The sequence below is a fragment of the Shewanella maritima genome (assembly GCF_043643735.1).
GTDB lineage: Bacteria > Pseudomonadota > Gammaproteobacteria > Enterobacterales > Shewanellaceae > Shewanella > Shewanella maritima_A.
In genome coordinates, this window is sequence record NZ_JBHZSM010000016.1 from 29,474 (window position 1) to 49,895 (window position 20,422).

Annotated in this window: 21 protein-coding genes; all 21 read right to left on the minus strand. The window is 44.4% G+C overall.

Annotated features, from left to right (window positions below):
- Entirely contained in the window at positions 1 to 315 is a 315-nt protein-coding gene (rplX, locus tag ACHUGF_RS15350) for a 50S ribosomal protein L24 (protein ID WP_394132520.1), read from the minus strand.
- Between the two features lie 11 nt (positions 316 to 326).
- Positions 327 to 695: a 50S ribosomal protein L14 gene (rplN, locus tag ACHUGF_RS15355; RefSeq protein ID WP_011494644.1), complete on the minus strand. Its 369-nt coding sequence runs from the start codon at positions 693 to 695 to the stop codon at positions 327 to 329.
- A gap of 179 nt (positions 696 to 874) precedes the next feature.
- Positions 875 to 1,123 (minus strand): 30S ribosomal protein S17, encoded by a 249-nt coding sequence (rpsQ, locus tag ACHUGF_RS15360; protein ID WP_394132522.1) that lies wholly within the window; start codon positions 1,121 to 1,123, stop codon positions 875 to 877.
- Positions 1,123 to 1,314: a 50S ribosomal protein L29 gene (rpmC, locus tag ACHUGF_RS15365; protein WP_394132523.1), complete on the minus strand. Its 192-nt coding sequence runs from the start codon at positions 1,312 to 1,314 to the stop codon at positions 1,123 to 1,125. The genes rpsQ and rpmC overlap by 1 nt, the downstream gene beginning before the upstream one ends.
- A complete protein-coding gene (rplP, locus tag ACHUGF_RS15370) occupies positions 1,314 to 1,724 on the minus strand; it encodes a 50S ribosomal protein L16 (protein ID WP_028774668.1) in 411 nt (136 codons plus the stop codon). Before rplP ends, rpmC begins: the two co-directional genes overlap by 1 nt.
- A gap of 11 nt (positions 1,725 to 1,735) precedes the next feature.
- Positions 1,736 to 2,425 (minus strand): 30S ribosomal protein S3, encoded by a 690-nt coding sequence (rpsC, locus tag ACHUGF_RS15375; RefSeq protein WP_394132525.1) that lies wholly within the window; start codon positions 2,423 to 2,425, stop codon positions 1,736 to 1,738.
- Positions 2,426 to 2,437: 12 nt separating this feature from the next.
- A complete protein-coding gene (gene rplV / locus ACHUGF_RS15380) occupies positions 2,438 to 2,770 on the minus strand; it encodes a 50S ribosomal protein L22 (protein ID WP_394132526.1) in 333 nt (110 codons plus the stop codon).
- Between the two features lie 15 nt (positions 2,771 to 2,785).
- Complete coding sequence (rpsS, locus tag ACHUGF_RS15385) at positions 2,786 to 3,064, minus strand: 30S ribosomal protein S19 (protein ID WP_006083596.1); 279 nt, start codon at positions 3,062 to 3,064, stop codon at positions 2,786 to 2,788.
- A 15-nt stretch (positions 3,065 to 3,079) separates the two neighbouring features.
- Positions 3,080 to 3,904: a 50S ribosomal protein L2 gene (gene rplB / locus ACHUGF_RS15390; protein ID WP_130600064.1), complete on the minus strand. Its 825-nt coding sequence runs from the start codon at positions 3,902 to 3,904 to the stop codon at positions 3,080 to 3,082.
- 16 nt (positions 3,905 to 3,920) lie between these two features.
- The gene (rplW, locus tag ACHUGF_RS15395; protein ID WP_394132527.1) at positions 3,921 to 4,220 is read right to left on the minus strand and encodes a 50S ribosomal protein L23; all 300 of its coding nucleotides are present in this window, start codon (positions 4,218 to 4,220) and stop codon (positions 3,921 to 3,923) included.
- Entirely contained in the window at positions 4,217 to 4,822 is a 606-nt protein-coding gene (rplD, locus tag ACHUGF_RS15400) for a 50S ribosomal protein L4 (RefSeq protein ID WP_394132529.1), read from the minus strand. Before rplD ends, rplW begins: the two co-directional genes overlap by 4 nt.
- Positions 4,823 to 4,839: 17 nt before the next feature.
- Positions 4,840 to 5,478: a 50S ribosomal protein L3 gene (gene rplC / locus ACHUGF_RS15405; RefSeq protein ID WP_394132531.1), complete on the minus strand. Its 639-nt coding sequence runs from the start codon at positions 5,476 to 5,478 to the stop codon at positions 4,840 to 4,842.
- 27 nt (positions 5,479 to 5,505) lie between these two features.
- Complete coding sequence (gene rpsJ, locus ACHUGF_RS15410) at positions 5,506 to 5,817, minus strand: 30S ribosomal protein S10 (RefSeq protein ID WP_011635639.1); 312 nt, start codon at positions 5,815 to 5,817, stop codon at positions 5,506 to 5,508.
- A gap of 399 nt (positions 5,818 to 6,216) precedes the next feature.
- Entirely contained in the window at positions 6,217 to 7,401 is a 1,185-nt protein-coding gene (gene tuf, locus ACHUGF_RS15415) for an elongation factor Tu (protein ID WP_394132534.1), read from the minus strand.
- Between the two features lie 70 nt (positions 7,402 to 7,471).
- Positions 7,472 to 9,568 carry an elongation factor G gene (gene fusA, locus ACHUGF_RS15420; RefSeq protein ID WP_394132536.1) on the minus strand — a complete coding sequence of 699 codons (2,097 nt, stop codon included), beginning with the start codon at positions 9,566 to 9,568 and terminating at the stop codon, positions 7,472 to 7,474.
- Between the two features lie 80 nt (positions 9,569 to 9,648).
- Complete coding sequence (rpsG, locus tag ACHUGF_RS15425; protein ID WP_394132538.1) at positions 9,649 to 10,119, minus strand: 30S ribosomal protein S7; 471 nt, start codon at positions 10,117 to 10,119, stop codon at positions 9,649 to 9,651.
- A gap of 80 nt (positions 10,120 to 10,199) precedes the next feature.
- Positions 10,200 to 10,574 carry a 30S ribosomal protein S12 gene (gene rpsL, locus ACHUGF_RS15430; RefSeq protein WP_394132539.1) on the minus strand — a complete coding sequence of 125 codons (375 nt, stop codon included), beginning with the start codon at positions 10,572 to 10,574 and terminating at the stop codon, positions 10,200 to 10,202.
- A gap of 175 nt (positions 10,575 to 10,749) precedes the next feature.
- Complete coding sequence (gene rpoC, locus ACHUGF_RS15435; RefSeq protein WP_394132540.1) at positions 10,750 to 14,967, minus strand: DNA-directed RNA polymerase subunit beta'; 4,218 nt, start codon at positions 14,965 to 14,967, stop codon at positions 10,750 to 10,752.
- Between the two features lie 83 nt (positions 14,968 to 15,050).
- Positions 15,051 to 19,082 carry a DNA-directed RNA polymerase subunit beta gene (rpoB, locus tag ACHUGF_RS15440; protein ID WP_394132541.1) on the minus strand — a complete coding sequence of 1,344 codons (4,032 nt, stop codon included), beginning with the start codon at positions 19,080 to 19,082 and terminating at the stop codon, positions 15,051 to 15,053.
- A 236-nt stretch (positions 19,083 to 19,318) separates the two neighbouring features.
- On the minus strand, positions 19,319 to 19,687 hold the full coding sequence (rplL, locus tag ACHUGF_RS15445; protein WP_394132543.1) for a 50S ribosomal protein L7/L12: 369 nt from the start codon (positions 19,685 to 19,687) through the stop codon (positions 19,319 to 19,321).
- A 54-nt stretch (positions 19,688 to 19,741) separates the two neighbouring features.
- Positions 19,742 to 20,239: a 50S ribosomal protein L10 gene (rplJ, locus tag ACHUGF_RS15450; protein ID WP_394132544.1), complete on the minus strand. Its 498-nt coding sequence runs from the start codon at positions 20,237 to 20,239 to the stop codon at positions 19,742 to 19,744.
- Positions 20,240 to 20,422 lie beyond the last annotated feature (183 nt).

Here is a 20,422-nt window from a genome sequence, read left to right on the forward strand (position 1 = left end):
TTACTTAACGAGTTCGCTGTTCGACTTAAAGAAACGGACTTTTTTGCCGTCTTCAAATCGGAAACCAACACGATCTGCCTTGCCTGTGGCTTGGTTAAAGATCGCTACGTTTGATGCTTGAATTGGGGCTTCTTTCTCAACAACACCACCAGTTACACCCAGTTGTGGGTTTGGCTTTTGGTGTTTTTTAACAAGATTGATGCCTTCAACAATCAATTTACCAGTAGGTAAAACTTGAGAAACCTTACCGCGTTTCCCTTTGTCCTTACCTGCTAATACAATTACTTCGTCTTCACGACGGATTTTTGCTGCCATTTTGAAGCTCCTTACAGTACTTCAGGTGCCAGCGAGACAATTTTCATGAACTGCTCAGTACGCAATTCACGTGTCACTGGTCCAAAGATACGAGTACCAATCGGTGCAAGGTTTGCGTTAAGCAATACCGCTGCATTCCGATCGAAGCGAATGACAGAACCGTCTGGACGACGTACGCCTTTCTTAGTACGGACTACCACCGCGTTATATACATCACCTTTCTTCGCTTTAGCGCGAGGAATCGCTTCTTTTACAGAAACTTTAATGATGTCGCCGATACCGGCATAACGACGATGAGAGCCACCCAAGACCTTAATACACTGAACTCTGCGTGCGCCACTGTTACATGCGACGTCAAGAGTCGATTGCATTTGGATCATTTCAAGTGCTCCGCTATCGTTACTACACAAATCCCACTATTGGGACATATTATTGCCCATTTTTGAGCACAATTACTCGAAAATGGCGCGCAAGTATAACACCACAACATTGGATTGCATAGGAAAAAAAACAAACGGCCCCAATTTTTTGGAGCCGTTTCGGTTAACCTAATAAAATATTAGGCTTTTGTTACTACTTCAACCAGGGTCCAAGACTTAGTCTTAGAAAGAGGACGACACTGGCTAATTGCCACTACGTCACCTTGGTTACACTGATTTGTTTCGTCATGTGCATGGATTTTAGTAGTACGCTTAATGTATTTCCCATAGATTGGGTGTTTCACTTGGCGTTCAATAGCAACAGTAATAGACTTGTCCATTTTGTTGCTAATTACTTTACCTTGCAAAGTACGGATTTTATCAGACATTACGCACCTGCCTTAGAAGTAATAATGGTCTTAACACGTGCAATGTTACGACGCACTAGTTTCAATTGATGAGTTTGGTTCAATTGACCAGTAGCGTGTTGCATACGCAGGTTAAACTGCTCACGCAGCAGACCAAGTAATTCAGCGTTAAGTTCTTCAACGCTCTTTTCTCTTAGTTCGCTCGCTTTCATTACATCACCGTCTTAGTTACGAAGGTAGTCTTAATAGGAAGCTTGGCAGCTGCTAAAGTGAAAGCTTCACGAGCTAACTCTTCAGAAACACCATTCATCTCATAAAGAACCTTACCAGGTTGAATCTGACATACCCAGTATTCAACGTTACCTTTACCTTTACCCATACGCACTTCAAGAGGCTTAGAGGTAATTGGCTTGTCAGGAAAAACTCGAATCCAAATTTGTCCTTGACGTTTAATGTGACGTGTCATGGCACGACGTGCAGATTCGATCTGACGAGCAGTTAAACGGCCACGGCCGACTGCTTTTAGACCGAAGTCACCGAAGCTAACTTCAGTGCCGTTCGCTAGACCGCGGTTACGGCCTTTGAACATCTTGCGAAACTTCATACGTTTAGGTTGCAGCATTGAAGGCTCTCCTATTTACCACGAGGCTTACGCTTAGGTTGCTGCTTCGGCTCTTCAAGCGCTGGGATCATACCGTCTAGAACTTCACCTTTGAAGATCCAAACTTTGATACCAATCACACCGTATTGGGTGTGAGATTCAGCTGTTGAATAGTCGATATCAGCACGTAGAGTATGTAGAGGTACACGACCTTCACGATACCATTCAGAACGTGCGATTTCAGCGCCACCTAGACGGCCACTCACTTCAACTTTGATACCTTGGGCACCGATGCGCATTGCATTTTGTACCGCGCGCTTCATAGCACGACGGAACATAACACGACGTTCTAACTGCTGAGCAATAGAGTCAGCAACTAACTTAGCGTCTAATTCAGGCTTACGGATTTCAGCGATGTTGATTTGAGCAGTAGTGCCAGTGATTTTAGACACGTATGCACGTAATACTTCAACGTCTTCACCTTTCTTACCAATCACAACACCTGGACGGGCAGTGTGAATCGTAACGCGGATGCTTTTCGCTGGGCGTTCAATAACAATCTTAGATACTGATGCAGCCTTTAACTTCTCAGTTAAATATTGGCGCACTTCCCAGTCGCTGTTCAGATTATTTGCATAATCTGATTTATCGGCGTACCAGGTAGAGATCCAAGGCTTGGTGATACCTAGACGGATACCATTAGGATGTACTTTCTGTCCCATTGCTCTCTTCTCCTAGCGATCTGATACAACCACAGTAATGTGGCTGGTACGCTTCAATATACGATCAGCGCGGCCTTTAGCACGGGGCATGATACGCTTCATAGTTGGACCTTCGTCAACGAAGACTTTACCAACTTTAAGCTCATCAATATCTGCACCTTCATTGTGCTCGGCGTTTGCGATAGCTGAGTCAAGTACTTTTTTAACTAGTACGGCGGCTTTCTTAGGGCTGAAAGTCAAAATCTCTAGCGCCTTAGATACAGGCAAACCGCGGATTTGATCAGCAACCAGACGGGCCTTCTGCGCAGACGTACGAGCAAAACGATGTTTAGCTAAAACTTCCATCTTATTCCTCCCGTATTAACGCTTCTTCGCTTTCTTATCAGCAGCATGGCCGCGATAAGTGCGAGTTGGTGAAAATTCACCAAGCTTGTGGCCGATCATTTCGTCAGTTACGAACACAGGTACGTGCTGACGACCATTATGGACAGCGATGGTCAAACCAATCATGTTTGGAATGATCATTGAGCGGCGAGACCAAGTTTTAATTGGCTTTTTATCTCCCGCTTCCATCGCTTTCTCTACCTTCTTCAGCAAGTGCAGGTCAATGAAAGGACCTTTCTTGAGAGAACGTGGCATGGGCGAATCCTCTTACTATTTATTACGACGACGTACAATGTACTTGTCAGTGCGTTTGTTGCTACGAGTTTTATAACCCTTAGTCGGCACACCCCATGGAGATACAGGATGACGGCCACCCGAAGTACGGCCTTCACCACCACCATGTGGATGGTCTACTGGGTTCATTGCAACACCACGAACTGTAGGGCGTACGCCTCTCCAGCGCTTAGCACCAGCTTTACCTAACTGGCGTAGCATGTGCTCGGCATTACCAACTTCACCGAATGTCGCGCGGCAATCAACTGGAACTTTACGCATTTCGCCAGAGCGAAGACGTAGAGTTGCATAAGCGCCATCACGAGCAACAACTTGTACATAAGCACCAGCTGAACGAGCGATCTGAGCACCTTTACCAGGCTTCATTTCTACCGCGTGCACAACACTACCCACTGGGATGTTGCGTAACGGCATAGCGTTACCCGTCTTGATTTCAGCATCAATACCAGATTGGATTGCGTCACCTGCTTGCATGCCTTTAGCAGCAAGAATGTAACGACGCTCACCGTCTGCGTATAATACTAGCGCAATGTGCGCTGTACGGTTTGGATCGTACTCAAGACGTTCGATTTTTGCAGGGATACCATCTTTGTCGCGCTTAAAGTCGATTAGACGGTAATGCTGCTTGTGTCCACCACCAACGTGACGAACAGTGATACGGCCAGTATTGTTACGACCACCACTTTTAGACTTCTTCGCCAGCAGGCCAGCAAAAGGTTTACCCTTGTGCAGGTCAGTGTTAACCACTTTAACAACGTGGCGACGACCAGCAGAGGTAGGCTTACACTTAATAACTGCCATGATAATTCTCCTTTGCTTACTCAGCGCCGACGAAATCGATGTCAGCACCAGCAGCTAGAGTTACATAAGCTTTTTTCCAATCGCTACGACGACCTGCACGGCCACCGGTACGCTTAGATTTACCTTTGTTAACTAGAGTGCGAACTGAATCAACTTCAACTTCAAATAGCTTCGCTACTGCAGCTTTAATCTCTGCTTTAGTCGCATCGATTGCTACGCGGAAAACTACAGTGTTGTTTTTCTCTGCAACGATTGTGCTCTTTTCAGAGACATGCGGAGCTAGAATAACTTTTAGCAAACGTTCTTCGGTGATCATGCTAGCATCTCCTCGATTTGCTTCACTGCGTCAGCAGTAACTAAAACAGTGTTGAACGCGATTAGACTTACCGGGTCAAGACCCGCTGCGTCACGTACGTCAACTTTGTATAAGTTGCGAGCTGCTAAGAATAAGTTCTCATCAACTTCTGCAGTAACAATTAGAACGTCGTCTAATTGAAGATCTTGTAGTTTTGCTTTCAGCTCTTTAGTTTTAGGAGCTTCAACACCAAAAGATTCAACAACAACTAAACGCTCTTGACGTACCAATTCAGAAAGAATGCTCTTAAGAGCACCACGGTACATCTTCTTGTTAACTTTTTGGCCATGATCTTGTGGCTTAGCAGCGAATGAAACTCCACCACCACGCCAGATTGGGCCTTTTACGCTACCGGCACGAGCACGGCCAGTACCTTTTTGACGCCAAGGCTTTTTACCAGAGCCTTTTACTTCAGCACGAGTCTTTTGAGCACGAGTGCCCTGACGTGCGTTAGCAGCGTACGCAACAACTACCTGATGAACCAGAGCCTCGTTAAAGTCCTGGCCGAAGGTAGTTTCGGAAACTTCAAGAGCGCTTTGCGCGTCTTTCAATACCAATTCCATTACTATCTCCTCAGACCTTAAGCTTTAACTGCAGGCTTGATGATCAGGTCGCCATTTGTAGCGCCTGGTACAGCGCCGCGTACTAGAAGTAAGTTACGCTCTGCATCAACACGTACAACGTGTAGATTTTGAGTCGTTACTTGCTCAGCACCCATATGGCCTGACATCTTTTTGCCTTTGAATACGCGACCTGGCGTTTGGTTCTGACCGATAGAACCATTTGCACGGTGCGCTAATGAGTTACCGTGAGTCATATCTTGAGTACGGAAATTCCAACGCTTAATACCGCCTTGGAAGCCTTTACCCTTAGATTGACCAGTAACGTCTACTTTCGCTACGTCTGCGAAAATATCTACATTTAGCTCAGCACCAACTTCAATGCCTTCGCCTTCACTATCTGCTAAACGCATTTCCCATAAACCACGACCGGCTTCTACACCGCCCTTGGCAAAGTGACCTGCTTCTGCTTTAGTGATGCGATTGGCTTTTTTGGTACCAGTAGTTAACTGAAGAGCGCGGTAGCCGTCGTTCTCTAAAGTTTTCACTTGAGTAACGCGGTTGCCAGCAACTTCAATTACTGTTACAGGGATCGACGCACCATCTTCAGTGAAGATGCGGGTCATACCCACTTTACGACCAATAAGACCGATAGCCATCTCTCAAACCTCTTCTAAGGATCTCAATTAACCTAAGCTAATCTGAACGTCGACACCAGCCGCAAGATCTAAACGCATTAATGCGTCTACTGTCTTTTCTGTTGGCTCTACGATGTCAACTAAGCGCTTGTGAGTACGAATTTCGTACTGATCACGAGCATCTTTGTTAACGTGCGGAGAGATCAAAACGGTATAACGCTCTTTGCGTGTTGGTAGTGGAATAGGACCACGTACCTGCGCGCCTGTACGCTTAGCAGTTTCAACGATTTCCGCTGTAGACTGATCAATCAAACGATGATCAAAACCTTTCAAGCGGATACGGATTCTTTGGTTCTGCATTGACCAGAGCTCCTAAATTGGACACATAAAAAATCACCCTCTAGCGTTTTCCCAAATGGAAAAGCAGAGCGAGATGATTTAACCGTTAGACTCCCTATCGGAGTCCCTGATGAATGTGAAAAGACTAATTGTCTTAACACTTAACTTATTCTCTGTATCTAACAGAGGCTGGCAATTATACAGAACAAGATTTAAAGATCAAGCCTATTGGATGATTTTTATTCTTTTCACTTGAACTGCAAAATTTGTCTTTTGGACTTACCCAAGTAAAAGGTATTTAATTCTGAAATTTAATCTAGAAAATACCATCAAATTTTATAATTAAAACCACTCTTGAATTTTACCCAACAAAAAAGGAAGCCGAAGCTTCCTTTTTAGGATGTGTCTCTAAATCAGCTATTAAGCGATGATTTTAGCTACAACACCAGCACCAACTGTACGGCCACCTTCACGGATAGCGAAACGTAAACCGTCATCCATCGCGATTGGGTAAATTAGTGTAACAACCATCTTGATGTTGTCACCTGGCATTACCATTTCTACGCCTTCTGGAAGCTCGATAGTACCTGTTACGTCAGTTGTACGGAAGTAGAACTGTGGACGGTAACCTTTGAAGAAAGGAGTGTGACGACCACCTTCATCTTTCGAAAGTACGTATACTTCTGATTCGAAAGTTGTGTGAGGAGTGATTGTTCCTGGCTTAGCCAATACTTGACCACGCTCAACTTCATCACGCTTAGTACCACGTAGTAGTACACCACAGTTCTCACCTGCACGACCTTCGTCAAGCAGCTTACGGAACATTTCTACACCTGTACAAGTTGTAGTTGTCGTGTCTTTGATACCAACGATTTCTACATCGTCACCTACTGTGATAATACCACGCTCAACACGACCTGTTACTACTGTACCACGACCTTGAATTGAGAATACGTCTTCAATTGGTAGTAGGAAAGGCTTATCGATGTCACGCTCTGGCTCTGGGATATAAGTATCTAAAGCTTCTGCTAGTTCGATTACTTTAGCTTCCCAATCTGCTTCACCTTCTAGGGCTTTAAGTGCAGAACCTTGGATTACTGGTAAGTCATCACCTGGGAAGTCATACTCAGATAGAAGTTCACGAACTTCCATTTCTACAAGCTCAAGTAGCTCTTCATCGTCAACCATGTCACATTTGTTCATGAATACGATGATGAAAGGTACACCAACCTGACGTGAAAGTAGGATGTGCTCACGAGTCTGTGGCATTGGGCCATCAGTCGCTGCTACTACTAAGATTGCGCCGTCCATCTGTGCAGCACCAGTAATCATGTTTTTAACATAATCCGCGTGACCTGGGCAGTCTACGTGTGCGTAGTGACGAGTTGGAGTGTCATATTCGATGTGAGAAGTATTAATTGTAATACCACGCTCACGCTCTTCTGGAGCGTTATCGATTTGTGCGAAATCTTTAGTCTCACCGCCGTATGCTTTAGTCAATACTGCAGAGATAGCCGCTGTTAGAGTAGTTTTACCATGGTCAACGTGACCAATTGTGCCCACGTTTACGTGCGGTTTACTACGTTCAAATTTTTCTTTAGCCACGATATATTCCTTTCTTTTCAGAAGTGCTCGACTGTGCCGAGCTATATAACAATTTAATATGTACTTATTATTAAGTACGGGATTCTATAATCGCTTTTGCAACATTGTTAGGTGCTTCATCGTACTTCAAGAACTCCATCGAGTATGAAGCGCGACCTTGTGTAGCACTGCGTAAGTCTGTTGCATAACCAAACATTTCAGCGAGTGGTACTACTGAACGGACTATTTTAACACCACCGATGCCATCGTCCATACCTTCAATTAAACCACGACGTCTGTTGAGGTCGCCCACAACATCACCCATGTAATTTTCAGGTGTAGTTACTTCTACTTTCATGCAAGGTTCGAGCAGTACAGGGCTTGCTTCAAGCGCACCCTTTTTAAAGCCCATTGAACCAGCAATTTTGAAAGCCATCTCATTTGAGTCTACATCATGGTATGAACCATCATATAGCGTGACTTTCACGTCAAGAACAGGATAACTAGCTAACACGCCGTTCTTCATTTGTTCTTGAATACCTTTGTCAACAGCCGGGATAAATTCCTTAGGAACTACACCACCGACGATTTGGTTAACAAATTCATAGCCAGCCCCTTCTTCAAGCGGCTCTAGTTTTAACCACACGTGACCAAATTGGCCACGACCACCAGATTGGCGTATGAACTTACCTTCCACTTCAACGCTGTTACGAATTGTTTCGCGATAAGCAACTTGTGGCTTACCTACGTTACACTCAACACTGAACTCGCGACGCATACGGTCTACGATAATGTCTAAGTGTAATTCACCCATACCAGAGATAAGTGTTTGAGCGGTTTCTTCATCAGTCTCAACACGGAATGACGGGTCTTCTGCAGCTAATTTCTGCAATGCAATCGCCATTTTGTCTTGGTCTGCTTTTGAACGCGGCTCAACGGCAATGGTAATAACTGGCTCTGGAAACTCCATACGCTCAAGTATTACTTTTTTATCATTATCGCAAAGAGTATCACCAGTTGTGACATCTTTTAACCCGATAGCTGCAGCGATATCACCAGCTCGAACTTCTTTAAGTTCGGTACGGTCGTTAGCGTGCATTTGAACCATACGGCCAATGCGCTCACGTTTTTGTTTCACTGAGTTATATACCGCGGCACCCGTTTCTAAAACACCAGAATACACACGGATAAAGGTTAATGTGCCTACAAAAGGGTCAGTCGCAATTTTAAATGCCAATGCAGAAAACGGCGCATCATCATCTGATGGACGTTCTACTTCGTTCTCATCCATATCGACACCCTTAATAGCAGGGACATCAATAGGCGCGGGAAGGAAATCTACAACGGCGTCGAGTACAGCCTGTACACCTTTGTTCTTAAATGCAGAACCACAGGTAGCCAGTACTATCTCGTTATTTATCGTACGCTGACGAAGGGCCTGCTTGATCTCCTGCTCTGATAGTTCACCTTCTTCAAGGTATTTGTCCATCAGCTCTTCAGAAGCTTCCGCAGCACTCTCCACAAGATACTCATGCATCTCTTGGGCTTTATCCAAAAGATCTGCAGGAATTTCTTCATAAGTGAAACTCACGCCCTGATCTTCTTCAGACCAGTTTATGGCTTTCATCTTAATGAGATCAATAACCCCTTTGAAGTTTTCTTCTGCACCAATATTCAATTGAATCGGTACACAATTCGCTCCTAAGCGATTACGGATCTGGTCGACCACGCTATCGAAATCAGCACCAGCACGGTCCATCTTATTGACGAATACCATGCGTGGAACTTCATACTTGTTAGCTTGACGCCAAACAGTTTCCGATTGAGGTTCTACGCCAGATGAGCCGCAGAATACAACAACTGCACCATCTAAAACACGTAATGAACGCTCAACTTCAATTGTGAAGTCAACGTGACCTGGGGTATCGATGATATTAATACGATGTTCAGTGAATTGGGCATCCATACCACGCCAGAAAGCGGTAACAGCAGCTGATGTGATAGTAATACCACGCTCTTGCTCTTGAACCATCCAGTCTGTTGTAGCGGCACCGTCATGCACTTCACCGATTTTATGAGACAAACCGGTATAGAACAGAACACGTTCTGTTGTGGTAGTTTTACCTGCGTCCACATGAGCAACGATACCGATATTACGGTATTGCTCAATTGGGGTTGTACGAGCCACTTTTTTATACCCTCTCACCTAAAGCCATAGCTTTAGGAAATATCAACAATATAAGGCGGGCTTTCGCCCGCCTCAAAGTATTACCAACGGTAATGAGCAAAGGCTTTGTTAGCTTCAGCCATGCGATGCACGTCTTCACGCTTCTTAACAGCAGTACCTTTGTTTTCAGATGCGTCTAGCATTTCACCTGCTAGACGTAGAGCCATAGATTTTTCACCACGCTTGCGAGCAGCTTCAACTAACCAGCGCATCGCTAGTGCGTTACGACGCACTGGACGAACTTCACATGGTACTTGATACGTTGAACCACCAACACGACGAGATTTAACCTCGACTGATGGACGAACGTTTTCAAGTGCTGCTTCAAGGATATGTAGATGCTCTTCGCCTTTTTTCTCAGCGACAACATCTAATGCCTTGTAGATAATTTTTTCAGCAGTCGACTTTTTGCCGTCCTGCATAATGACGTTGATGAACTTAGCCAACAACTCACTGTGAAACTTTGGATCTGGTAGGATTTTACGTTGTCCTACAACGCGACGTCTTGGCATATCAATTCTCCGTATGCTTCAGGTATTTCCAAAACTGGAATGTCAATTTATTTAGCTTGGCCTTACTTTAACGGGATACGTTAAGACTTAGGACGCTTAGCACCGTACTTAGAGCGGCCTTGGCGACGAGTAGTCACACCAGCACAGTCTAATGCGCCACGAACAGTGTGGTAACGCACACCAGGCAAGTCTTTAACACGACCACCACGGATTAGGATTACACTATGTTCTTGCAAGTTATGGCCTTCACCACCGATGTACGAAGTTACTTCGAAACCGTTAGTTAGACGCACACGAGCTACTTTACGTAGTGCAGAGTTAGGTTTTTTAGGTGTTGTAGTGTACACGCGAGTACAAACACCACGTTTTTGTGGGCACGAGTTCAACGCTGGCACATTAGTCTTTTTGACTTGTGGCGAGCGTGGCTTACGTACCAACTGGTTTACAGTTGCCATGTATAGCTCCGACAGTTGAATATCTCAACAATTAGGTGTGAAAAATCTATATCCCACAATAGTGGGACGCGGAATTTTAGAAAGGTAATGCCTGCCTGTCAAGAAATAGACAACTTTTGATCGAAATAACATAAAAAAAGGCGCCAAAGGCGCCTTTTTTTCACATTTTGATCACTTAATCTTGGCTACCAGCCAAATTTAAGAGATCTGCAAGGTTCTGCTCAGCTTCACTTGCTGTCACAGTTGGAGCCTCAACTTGGTCAGTGCCTTTTGCACGTTCCTCGTTGCGATTCTTGTGATATGCATAACCAGTACCCGCTGGGATTAGACGACCTACAATTACGTTTTCTTTCAGGCCACGTAATTGATCGCTCTTACCGCCAACAGCAGCTTCGGTTAATACGCGAGTCGTTTCCTGGAACGATGCAGCAGAAATAAATGACTCGGTTGCCAAAGAAGCTTTGGTAATACCCAGTAATTCACGTTCAAACGTTGCAGGCTGCTTACCTTGAGCTTCTAGCTCACGGTTTGCAATCTTAACGCGTGAAACTTCAGCTTGTTCACCTTCAAGGAACTCAGTATCACCAGCATTTTCGATAATACACTTACGTAGCATCTGACGGATGATCACTTCGATATGCTTATCGTTGATCTTTACACCCTGTAGACGGTATACATCTTGAACTTCGTTCACAATGTAGTTTGCAACATGGTGGATGCCGCGAAGACGTAAGATGTCATGCGCTGCTTCTGGTCCATCAGCAATAACTTCACCGCGTTCAACTTTTTCACCTTCGAACACGTTTAGGTTACGCCACTTAGGAATCATCTCTTCATAGTGATCGCCGCCATCAGCTGGAGTGATCACTAGACGACGCTTACCTTTTGTCTCTTTACCAAACGAGATAGTACCTGAGATTTCTGCAAGAATTGCAGGCTCTTTTGGCTTACGCGCTTCGAACAAGTCAGCTACGCGTGGTAGACCACCGGTAATATCGCGAGTCTTCGAAGACTCTTGCGGAATACGTGCTAACGTATCACCAACGTTGATTTGTGCGTTATCGTCTTTAGAAACAATCGCGTTACCAGGTAAGAAGTACTGAGCTGGAATATCAGTTCCAGGGATCATTAAGTCATTACCGTCAGCATCAACTAGACGAATTGCAGGACGCATTTCTTTACCCGCTGAAGTACGTGCACCTACGTCAAGTACAACAACAGAAGAAAGACCTGTTAACTCATCAGTTTGACGAGTCATGGTTACGCCTTCAATCATGTCCACAAATTTAACACTACCCGCTACCTCAGAGATAATTGGGTGAGTATGTGGATCCCAGTTAGCGATGATTTCGCCAGCTGAAAGTTGATCATCTTCTTTCTTCTCAAGCACAGTACCGTAAGGTACTTTATAACGCTCTTTCTCACGACCTAGCTCATCGATGATGGCTAATTCAGAAGAACGAGAAACAATAACCAACTTACCTTCGATGTTTGTAACATGCTTAGCATTATGCAGCTTCAATGAACCTGCATTCTTAACTTGAACGTTGTTTTCAGCAGACGCTCTCGAAGCAGCACCACCAATATGGAAGGTACGCATGGTAAGCTGTGTACCTGGCTCACCAATAGATTGAGCAGCAACAACACCAATTGCTTCGCCGTGGTTAATAATATGACCACGTGCCAAGTCACGACCGTAACACTTAGAACACACACCAAAGTCTGTTTCACAAGTAATTACGCTACGTACGATAACTTCATCGACACTGTTTTCTTCAAGCTTGTCACACCATTTTTCGTCAAGCAGTGTGTTACGTGGCGCAAGTACTTCTTCAGTACCAGGCTTAAGCACGTCTTGAGCAACAACACGGCCCAATACACGTTCACGTAATGGCTCAACAACATCACCACCTTCAATAAGTGGCTTCATTGTCAAACCATGCTCAACACCACAGTCGTCTTCAATAACAACTAAGTCTTGTGCAACGTCTACTAGACGACGGGTTAAGTAACCAGAGTTCGCAGTCTTCAATGCGGTATCGGCAAGACCTTTACGCGCACCGTGAGTAGAAATAAAGTACTGAAGTACGTTTAGACCTTCACGGAAGTTCGCCACAATTGGCGTTTCGATGATAGAGCCATCTGGCTTAGCCATCAGACCACGCATACCCGCTAGCTGACGAATCTGTGCAGCACTACCACGAGCGCCTGAGTCGGCCATCATGTAAATGCTGTTGAACGATGCTTGTTTCTCTTCTTCGCCATCACGGTTAATTACTGTCTCAGTAGACAGGTTATCCATCATTGCTTTTGAAACTTTTTCGTTCGCACTTGCCCAGATATCGATCACTTTGTTGTAGCGTTCACCTGCGGTTACAAGACCAGATTGGAACTGCTCTTGAATTTCGCGAACTTCAGCTTCTGCATCAGCAACAAGGGTGTACTTCTCAGCTGGAATTTCCATGTCGTTAATACCGACAGAAGCACCAGAGATAGTCGCAAAACGGAAACCGGTGTACATCAATTGGTCAGCAAAGATAACAGTATCTTTAAGACCTAGTTGACGATAACAGGTGTTCAATAGTTTCGAGATCTGCTTCTTACCCATGTTTTGGTTAACAAGGTCGAAAGATAGACCTTCAGGTAAGATAAGCGATAACAATGCACGGCCCACTGTCGTATCTACGATACGGTTAGAAGCAACCTTCTCGCCATCTGCGTCGATGCTGTACTCTGTGATACGTACTTTAATACGTGCGTGTAGCTCAGCTGCACCGGTTGCGTAAGCTTTTTCAACTTCAGCAACAGAAGCAAATGCCATGCCTTCACCTTTACCGTTAACACATTCACGGCTAGTGTAGTACAGACCCAATACAACGTCTTGAGACGGAGTAATTACCGGCTCACCGTTTGCAGGTGACAAAATGTTATTGGTAGACATCATCAACGCACGAGCTTCAAGTTGAGCTTCAAGTGTTAATGGTACGTGTACCGCCATTTGGTCACCGTCGAAGTCAGCGTTATACGCCGCACAAACTAACGGATGCAGTTGGATTGCTTTACCTTCAATCAGTACTGGCTCAAATGCTTGAATACCCAGTCTGTGAAGTGTTGGTGCACGGTTAAGCATCACTGGGTGTTCACGAATAACTTCGTCTAACACATCCCATACTTCAGCTTGCTCACGCTCAACCATTTTCTTAGCAGCTTTAATTGTCGTAGCAAGACCACGACCTTCTAATTTGCCATAGATAAATGGTTTGAATAACTCAAGCGCCATCTTCTTAGGAAGACCACACTGATGTAAACGTAAAGTAGGACCTACGGTAATTACCGAACGACCTGAATAGTCAACACGTTTACCAAGAAGGTTCTGACGGAAACGACCTTGCTTACCCTTGATCATATCAGCAAGAGATTTCAGAGGACGCTTGTTTGAACCTGTAATAGCACGACCACGACGACCGTTATCTAATAGCGCATCAACAGACTCTTGTAACATACGCTTTTCGTTACGTACGATGATATCTGGTGCAGCTAGGTCTAATAGACGTTTTAGACGATTGTTACGGTTGATCACACGACGGTATAAGTCGTTCAAATCAGACGTAGCAAAACGACCGCCATCTAGTGGTACTAGTGGACGTAAATCAGGTGGCAGAACCGGTAAAACTTTCAGGATCATCCATTCTGGCTTGTTGCCAGAAGTGTAGAATGCTTCCATCAGTTTCAGACGCTTAGTCACTTTCTTACGACGAGTTTCAGAGTTAATTGAAGGTAACTCTTCACGCATTTGCTCGATTTGTTCTTCTAAATCGATTGCACGAAGTAATTCTAAAACGGCTTCAGCACCCATTTTAGCTTCAAACTCATCACCGTACTCTTCTAAGGCGTCTAAGTAGGTTTCTTCCGTTAGCATTTGTCCGCGCTCAAGCGAGGTCATGCCTGGCTCGATCACAACAAATGATTCAAAGTACAGTACGCGTTCAATATCACGTAATGTCATATCCAGCATTAAGCCGATACGAGACGGAAGTGATTTCAAGAACCAGATGTGGGCAACTGGGCTAGCCAGTTCAATGTGACCCATACGCTCACGACGTACTTTAGTCTGGGTAACTTCTACACCACACTTTTCACAAATCACACCACGGTGCTTAAGACGTTTGTATTTACCACACAAACATTCGTAATCTTTTACAGGACCAAAGATACGCGCACAGAACAAACCTTCACGCTCAGGTTTGAAAGTACGGTAGTTAATGGTTTCTGGCTTTTTAACTTCACCAAAAGACCAAGAACGGATTAGGTCAGGCGAAGCCAAACCAATTTTAATACCGTTAAATTCTTCAGTCTTACTTTGCTGTTTAAGAAACTTTAATAAGTCTTTCACGTTTCTCTCCTGAAGGAGTTAAACCAGGTGCTTTGCACGGGCAAAGCACCGTTAGGTTACCAAACATTGCTTAAGAGCGATGCTTACTCTTGATCCAACTCGATATTAATACCCAGTGAACGGATCTCCTTCAGCAATACGTTGAAGGACTCTGGCATGCCAGGTTGCATCTGATGGTTACCGTCGACGATGTTCTTATACATCTGAGTACGACCGTTAACGTCATCTGACTTAACTGTTAGCATTTCTTGAAGAGTATAAGCGGCACCGTATGCTTCAAGTGCCCAGACTTCCATCTCACCGAAACGCTGACCACCGAATTGAGCTTTACCGCCCAATGGCTGCTGAGTAACTAAGCTGTACGAACCGGTAGAACGGGCGTGCATCTTGTCATCAACTAAGTGGTTCAGTTTAAGCATATACATGTAACCAACAGTTACTTTACGCTCAAATTCGTTACCGGTACGGCCGTCACATAATGTTAACTGGCCAGATGTTGGTAAGCCTGCAAGTTCAAGCATTTGCTTGATCTCTTTCTCTTTCGCGCCATCAAATGCTGGTGTTGCGATTGGCAAACCAGTTTTGAGGTGTTTAGCAAGGCGTACAACTTCATCATCAGAGAATGAGTCGATGTCAACTTTCTGTTGAATTTCATCACCTAACTCATAAACTTGTTTGATATAGCCACGAAGTTCTGCCAATTCACGCTGCTCTTCTAGCATTTCAGTAATACGATTACCGATGCCTTTCGCTGCTGCGCCCATGTGAACTTCTAATACCTGACCAATGTTCATACGCGATGGTACACCCAGTGGGTTAAGTACGATATCAACAGGGTTACCTGTTTCATCATATGGCATATCTTCAATTGGACAGATCTTCGAGATAACACCTTTGTTACCATGACGACCCGCCATCTTATCACCTGGTTGGATAGTACGTTTAACCGCTAAGTAAACCTTAACAATTTTCAGTACACCTGGTGCTAAGTCATCACCTTGAGTGATCTTGCGACGCTTGATTTCAAACTTCTTATCAAAGTCAGCTTTTAGCTCTTCGTGCTGTTCAGCTAACTGTTCAAGTTCAGTTTGTTTCTTTTCGTCGTCAATAACTTGAATTAATACGTCTTTACGTGGGATCTCAGCAAGTTTTGCTTCAGAGAAACCAGCAGATAATAACAAGTTACGTGCACGGTTTAAGACACCTTCTTCAAGGATCTTGAACTCTTCGCCTAAGTCTTTACGAGCTTGGCTAACGTGCATTTCTTCAATTTCTAATGCGCGCTTGTCTTTTTCAACACCATCACGGGTGAAGACTTGAACGTCGATGATGGTACCTTTAACAGAGTTAGGTACACGTAGCGAACTGTCTTTAACGTCAGACGCTTTCTCACCGAAGATTGCACGGAGTAGTTTCTCTTCTGGTGTAAGCTGAGTTTCACCCTTAGGTGTTACTTTACCTACTAGAATATCGCCACCCTTCACTTCTGCACCAATGTAAACGATACCTGACTCATCTAGTTTAGACAGTGCAGATTCACCTACGTTTGGAATATCAGCCGTGATTTCTTCACTACCAAGCTTAGTATCACGCGCAATACATGATAATTCTTGAATGTGAATAGTCGTGAAACGGTCTTCTTGCGCTACGCGCTCAGAAATAAGGATCGAATCCTCAAAGTTGTAACCGTTCCAAGGCATGAATGCGATACGCATGTTTTGGCCAAGTGCCAAATCACCTAAGTCAGTTGAAGGACCGTCAGCAAGTACATCACCACGAACCACTGGCTCACCAACGAAACAACGTGGACGTTGGTTGATACAGGTGTTTTGGTTCGAGCGGGTGTATTTAGTTAGGTTGTAAATGTCGATACCTGCTTCACCAGGAGTCAGTTCATCTTCATTTACTTTCACTACGATGCGACTAGCGTCAACGTAATCAACTACACCACCACGTTTAGCAGCAACAACTACACCAGAGTCAACAGCCAATGCACGCTCAATACCGGTACCCACTAATGGCTTCTCAGCATTTAGGGTTGGTACTGCTTGACGTTGCATGTTCGCACCCATCAATGCACGGTTAGCATCATCGTGTTCTAGGAACGGAATTAATGATGCTGCAACAGAAATAATCTGTTGTGGCGACACGTCCATGTACTGAATGTCAGCTGCACGCATAAAGGTAGATTCACCTTTATGACGACAAGCAACTTGCTCTTCAATAATAAGGTCGTTGTTATCAACTTCCACGTTCGCCTGAGCGATCACATAGCGGCCTTCCTCGATTGCTGATAAGTATTCAACTTCATCAGTAACCACACCATCAACTACCTTACGGTAAGGTGTTTCAAGGAAACCATATGAGTTAGTACGTGCGAAACTTGCCAACGAGTTAATTAGACCAATGTTTGGTCCCTCTGGCGTTTCAATCGGACATAGACGACCATAGTGAGTCGGGTGTACGTCACGTACTTCGAAGCCAGCACGTTCACGTGTCAAACCACCTGGGCCTAATGCAGAAATACGACGCTTATGCGTCACTTCTGATAGCGGGTTGTTTTGGTCCATGAACTGAGAAAGCTGTGAAGAACCGAAGAATTCTTTCACTGCTGCAGAAATTGGCTTCGCGTTAATCAGATCTTGTGGCATCAATTCGTTTAAGTCGCCTAGAGATAGACGCTCACGAACAGCACGTTCAACACGTACTAAACCAACACGGAATTGGTTTTCAGCCATTTCACCCACACTACGGATACGACGGTTACCTAAGTGGTCGATATCATCGACTTCGTCGAAACCATTGCGGATTTCAATGATTTTCTTCATTACAGCAACAATGTCTTCTTTAGACAATATGCCTGCACCTTCGTCTTCTGACATTTCAAGACGACGGTTGAACTTCATACGACCGACTTTAGACAGGTCATAACGCTCATCGCTGAAGAATAGGTTTTGGAATAAACCTTCTGCGGCATCCTTGGTTGGTGGCTCGCCCGGACGCATCATACGATAGATTTCAACTAATGCTTCTAAGCGGTTAGTTGTTGAATCAATGCGTAATGTGTCAGCGATGTAAGCACCATGGTCAAGGTCATTGATGAATAAAGTATCAATGGCTTTGATGCCTGCTAGAGATAGCTTAGCTAAATCTTCAAGTGAGATTTCGCTATTTGCTGAGATAAGAACTTCACCTGTGTCCTCGTCGATGTAATCTTGTGCAGCAAATTTGCCCACAATGTAATCAACTGGTACTTCAAGCTCAGTTGTATTGGTTTTCTCAAGTTGACGGATGTGACGTGCAGTAATGCGACGACCCGCTTCAACAATACCATTACCTTCAGCATCTTTAATGTCATAGCTCGCTGTTTCGCCACGTAGACGATCAGGAAGCAACTTCATCACTAAAGAATCTTTCTTAATCTTGAACTCAGTACGTTCGAAGAATAAGTCTAGAATATCTTGAGTCGAGTATTCCAATGCACGCAGAATGATAGTCGCAGGTAATTTACGGCGACGGTCAATACGGACAAATAGTGCATCTTTTGGATCAAATTCGAAATCAAGCCATGAACCACGGTAAGGAATAATACGTGCGTTATACAGTACTTTACCTGACGAGTGGGTTTTACCACGGTCGTGATCGAAGAATACACCCGGACTACGGTGTAACTGAGATACAATTACACGCTCAGTACCATTGATAACAAAAGTACCATTATCAGTCATTAATGGGATATCACCCATATAGACTTCTTGTTCTTTGATATCTTTTACAGTACCAGCAGCAGCTTCACGGTCAAACAGTACCATGCGTAGTTTTACGCGCAATGGCGCTGAATAGGTAACACCGCGGATCTGACATTCTTTCACATCAAAAACTGGCTCACCTAGCTTGTAGCTGACATATTGCAGCTCACTATAGCCAGAAAAGCTCTTGATAGGAAAAACGCTACGGAATGCGGCTTCTAAGCCACGCTCACCCGTAGGGTCTTGATCGGTGAACTTCTTAAAAGAGTCTAACTGGATCGACAATAAATAAGGGATATCCAATACTTTTGGACGCTTACCAAAGTCTTTGCGAATACGCTTCTTTTCAGAATAGGAGTAAACCATGGGTTTCCTCTGCTTACATGATATGACCAAGACTGAAATAATATTTATTAAATCAGCACGTTTGCCCATCACCGTTGATGCAAGAACCTAACCAGTAATCTCTGCTAGGGACTGCTAAAAATGGCGATAAACGGTGAAAAAAAATCGCCTGCGCCTAAAGCGCAAAAAAGGCCGACGGTTAAAAAACCGTCAGCCCTCACCCAATTGCTTGGGTGATGCAAGCTATTTAGTATAGCTTACTTAAGTTCAACTTCAGCGCCGGCAGCTTCTAGATCTGCTTTAAGTGCTTCAGCTTCTTCTTTAGAGATAGCTTCTTTAACTGCTACTGGAGCAGATTCAGCCATACCTTTAGCTTCTTTCAGGCCAAGACCTGTAGCGCCACGTAGTGCTTTAATAACAGCAACTTTGTTAGCACCGAATGAAGTCATAACAACGTCAAATTCGGTTTGCTCAGCAGCAGCAGCGCCAGCGTCACCGCCAACAGCTACAGCAGCAGCGGCAGCAGAAACACCGAATTTCTCTTCCATTGCTTCGATTAGTTCAACAACTTCCATTACAGACATTTCTGCAAAGGCTTCTAAGATTTGATCTTTAGTGATAGACATTAGAAATATTTCCTATTGTTCTGAATTCAATTAATTTAAGCGGCTAATGAAAAATTAAGCTGCTTCTTTCTGATCGCGTAGGGCAGCCAAAGTACGTACGAACTTGCCAGCAGATGCCTCTTTCATAGTCATCATTAACTGAGCTAGTGCTTCGTCGTAAGTTGGTAGTTTCGCTAAACGATCAATATCAGCTGCAGGGATTAGTTCCCCTTCAAATGCTGCACCTTTAACTTCAAACTGCTCTTGCTCACCAGCAAAGTCTTTAAGTAGACGTGCTGCGGCACCTGGGTGCTCATTTGAGAATGCAATTAAAGTTGGGCCAGTGAATGTTTCTACAAGGCACTCAAAATCAGTACCTTCAACAGCACGGCGAGCAAGTGTGTTACGTACAACACGTACGTATACACCATTTTCGCGAGCTGCTTTACGTAGAGCAGTCATAGCGCCTACAGTTACACCGCGTGAATCGGCAACAACTGCAGAAAGTGCACCTTTGGCAGCTTCGTTGACTTCAGCAACAATTGCCTTTTTGTCTTCGAGTCTTAATGCCATTGGCTTTACTCCTGGATTCTACCTAGGGCTATCCCTAGTATTAACCAACTAAATACTCATGTATTTAGCTACTTACGGTGCAGATTTCCAGCAGAATAAAATTCTTTCTGGGGGTCTGACACCGTCTACGCAGGAAATTAAGTGTATCTTTTGATATACACCTGCGGTCTTGGACGGAAGCTA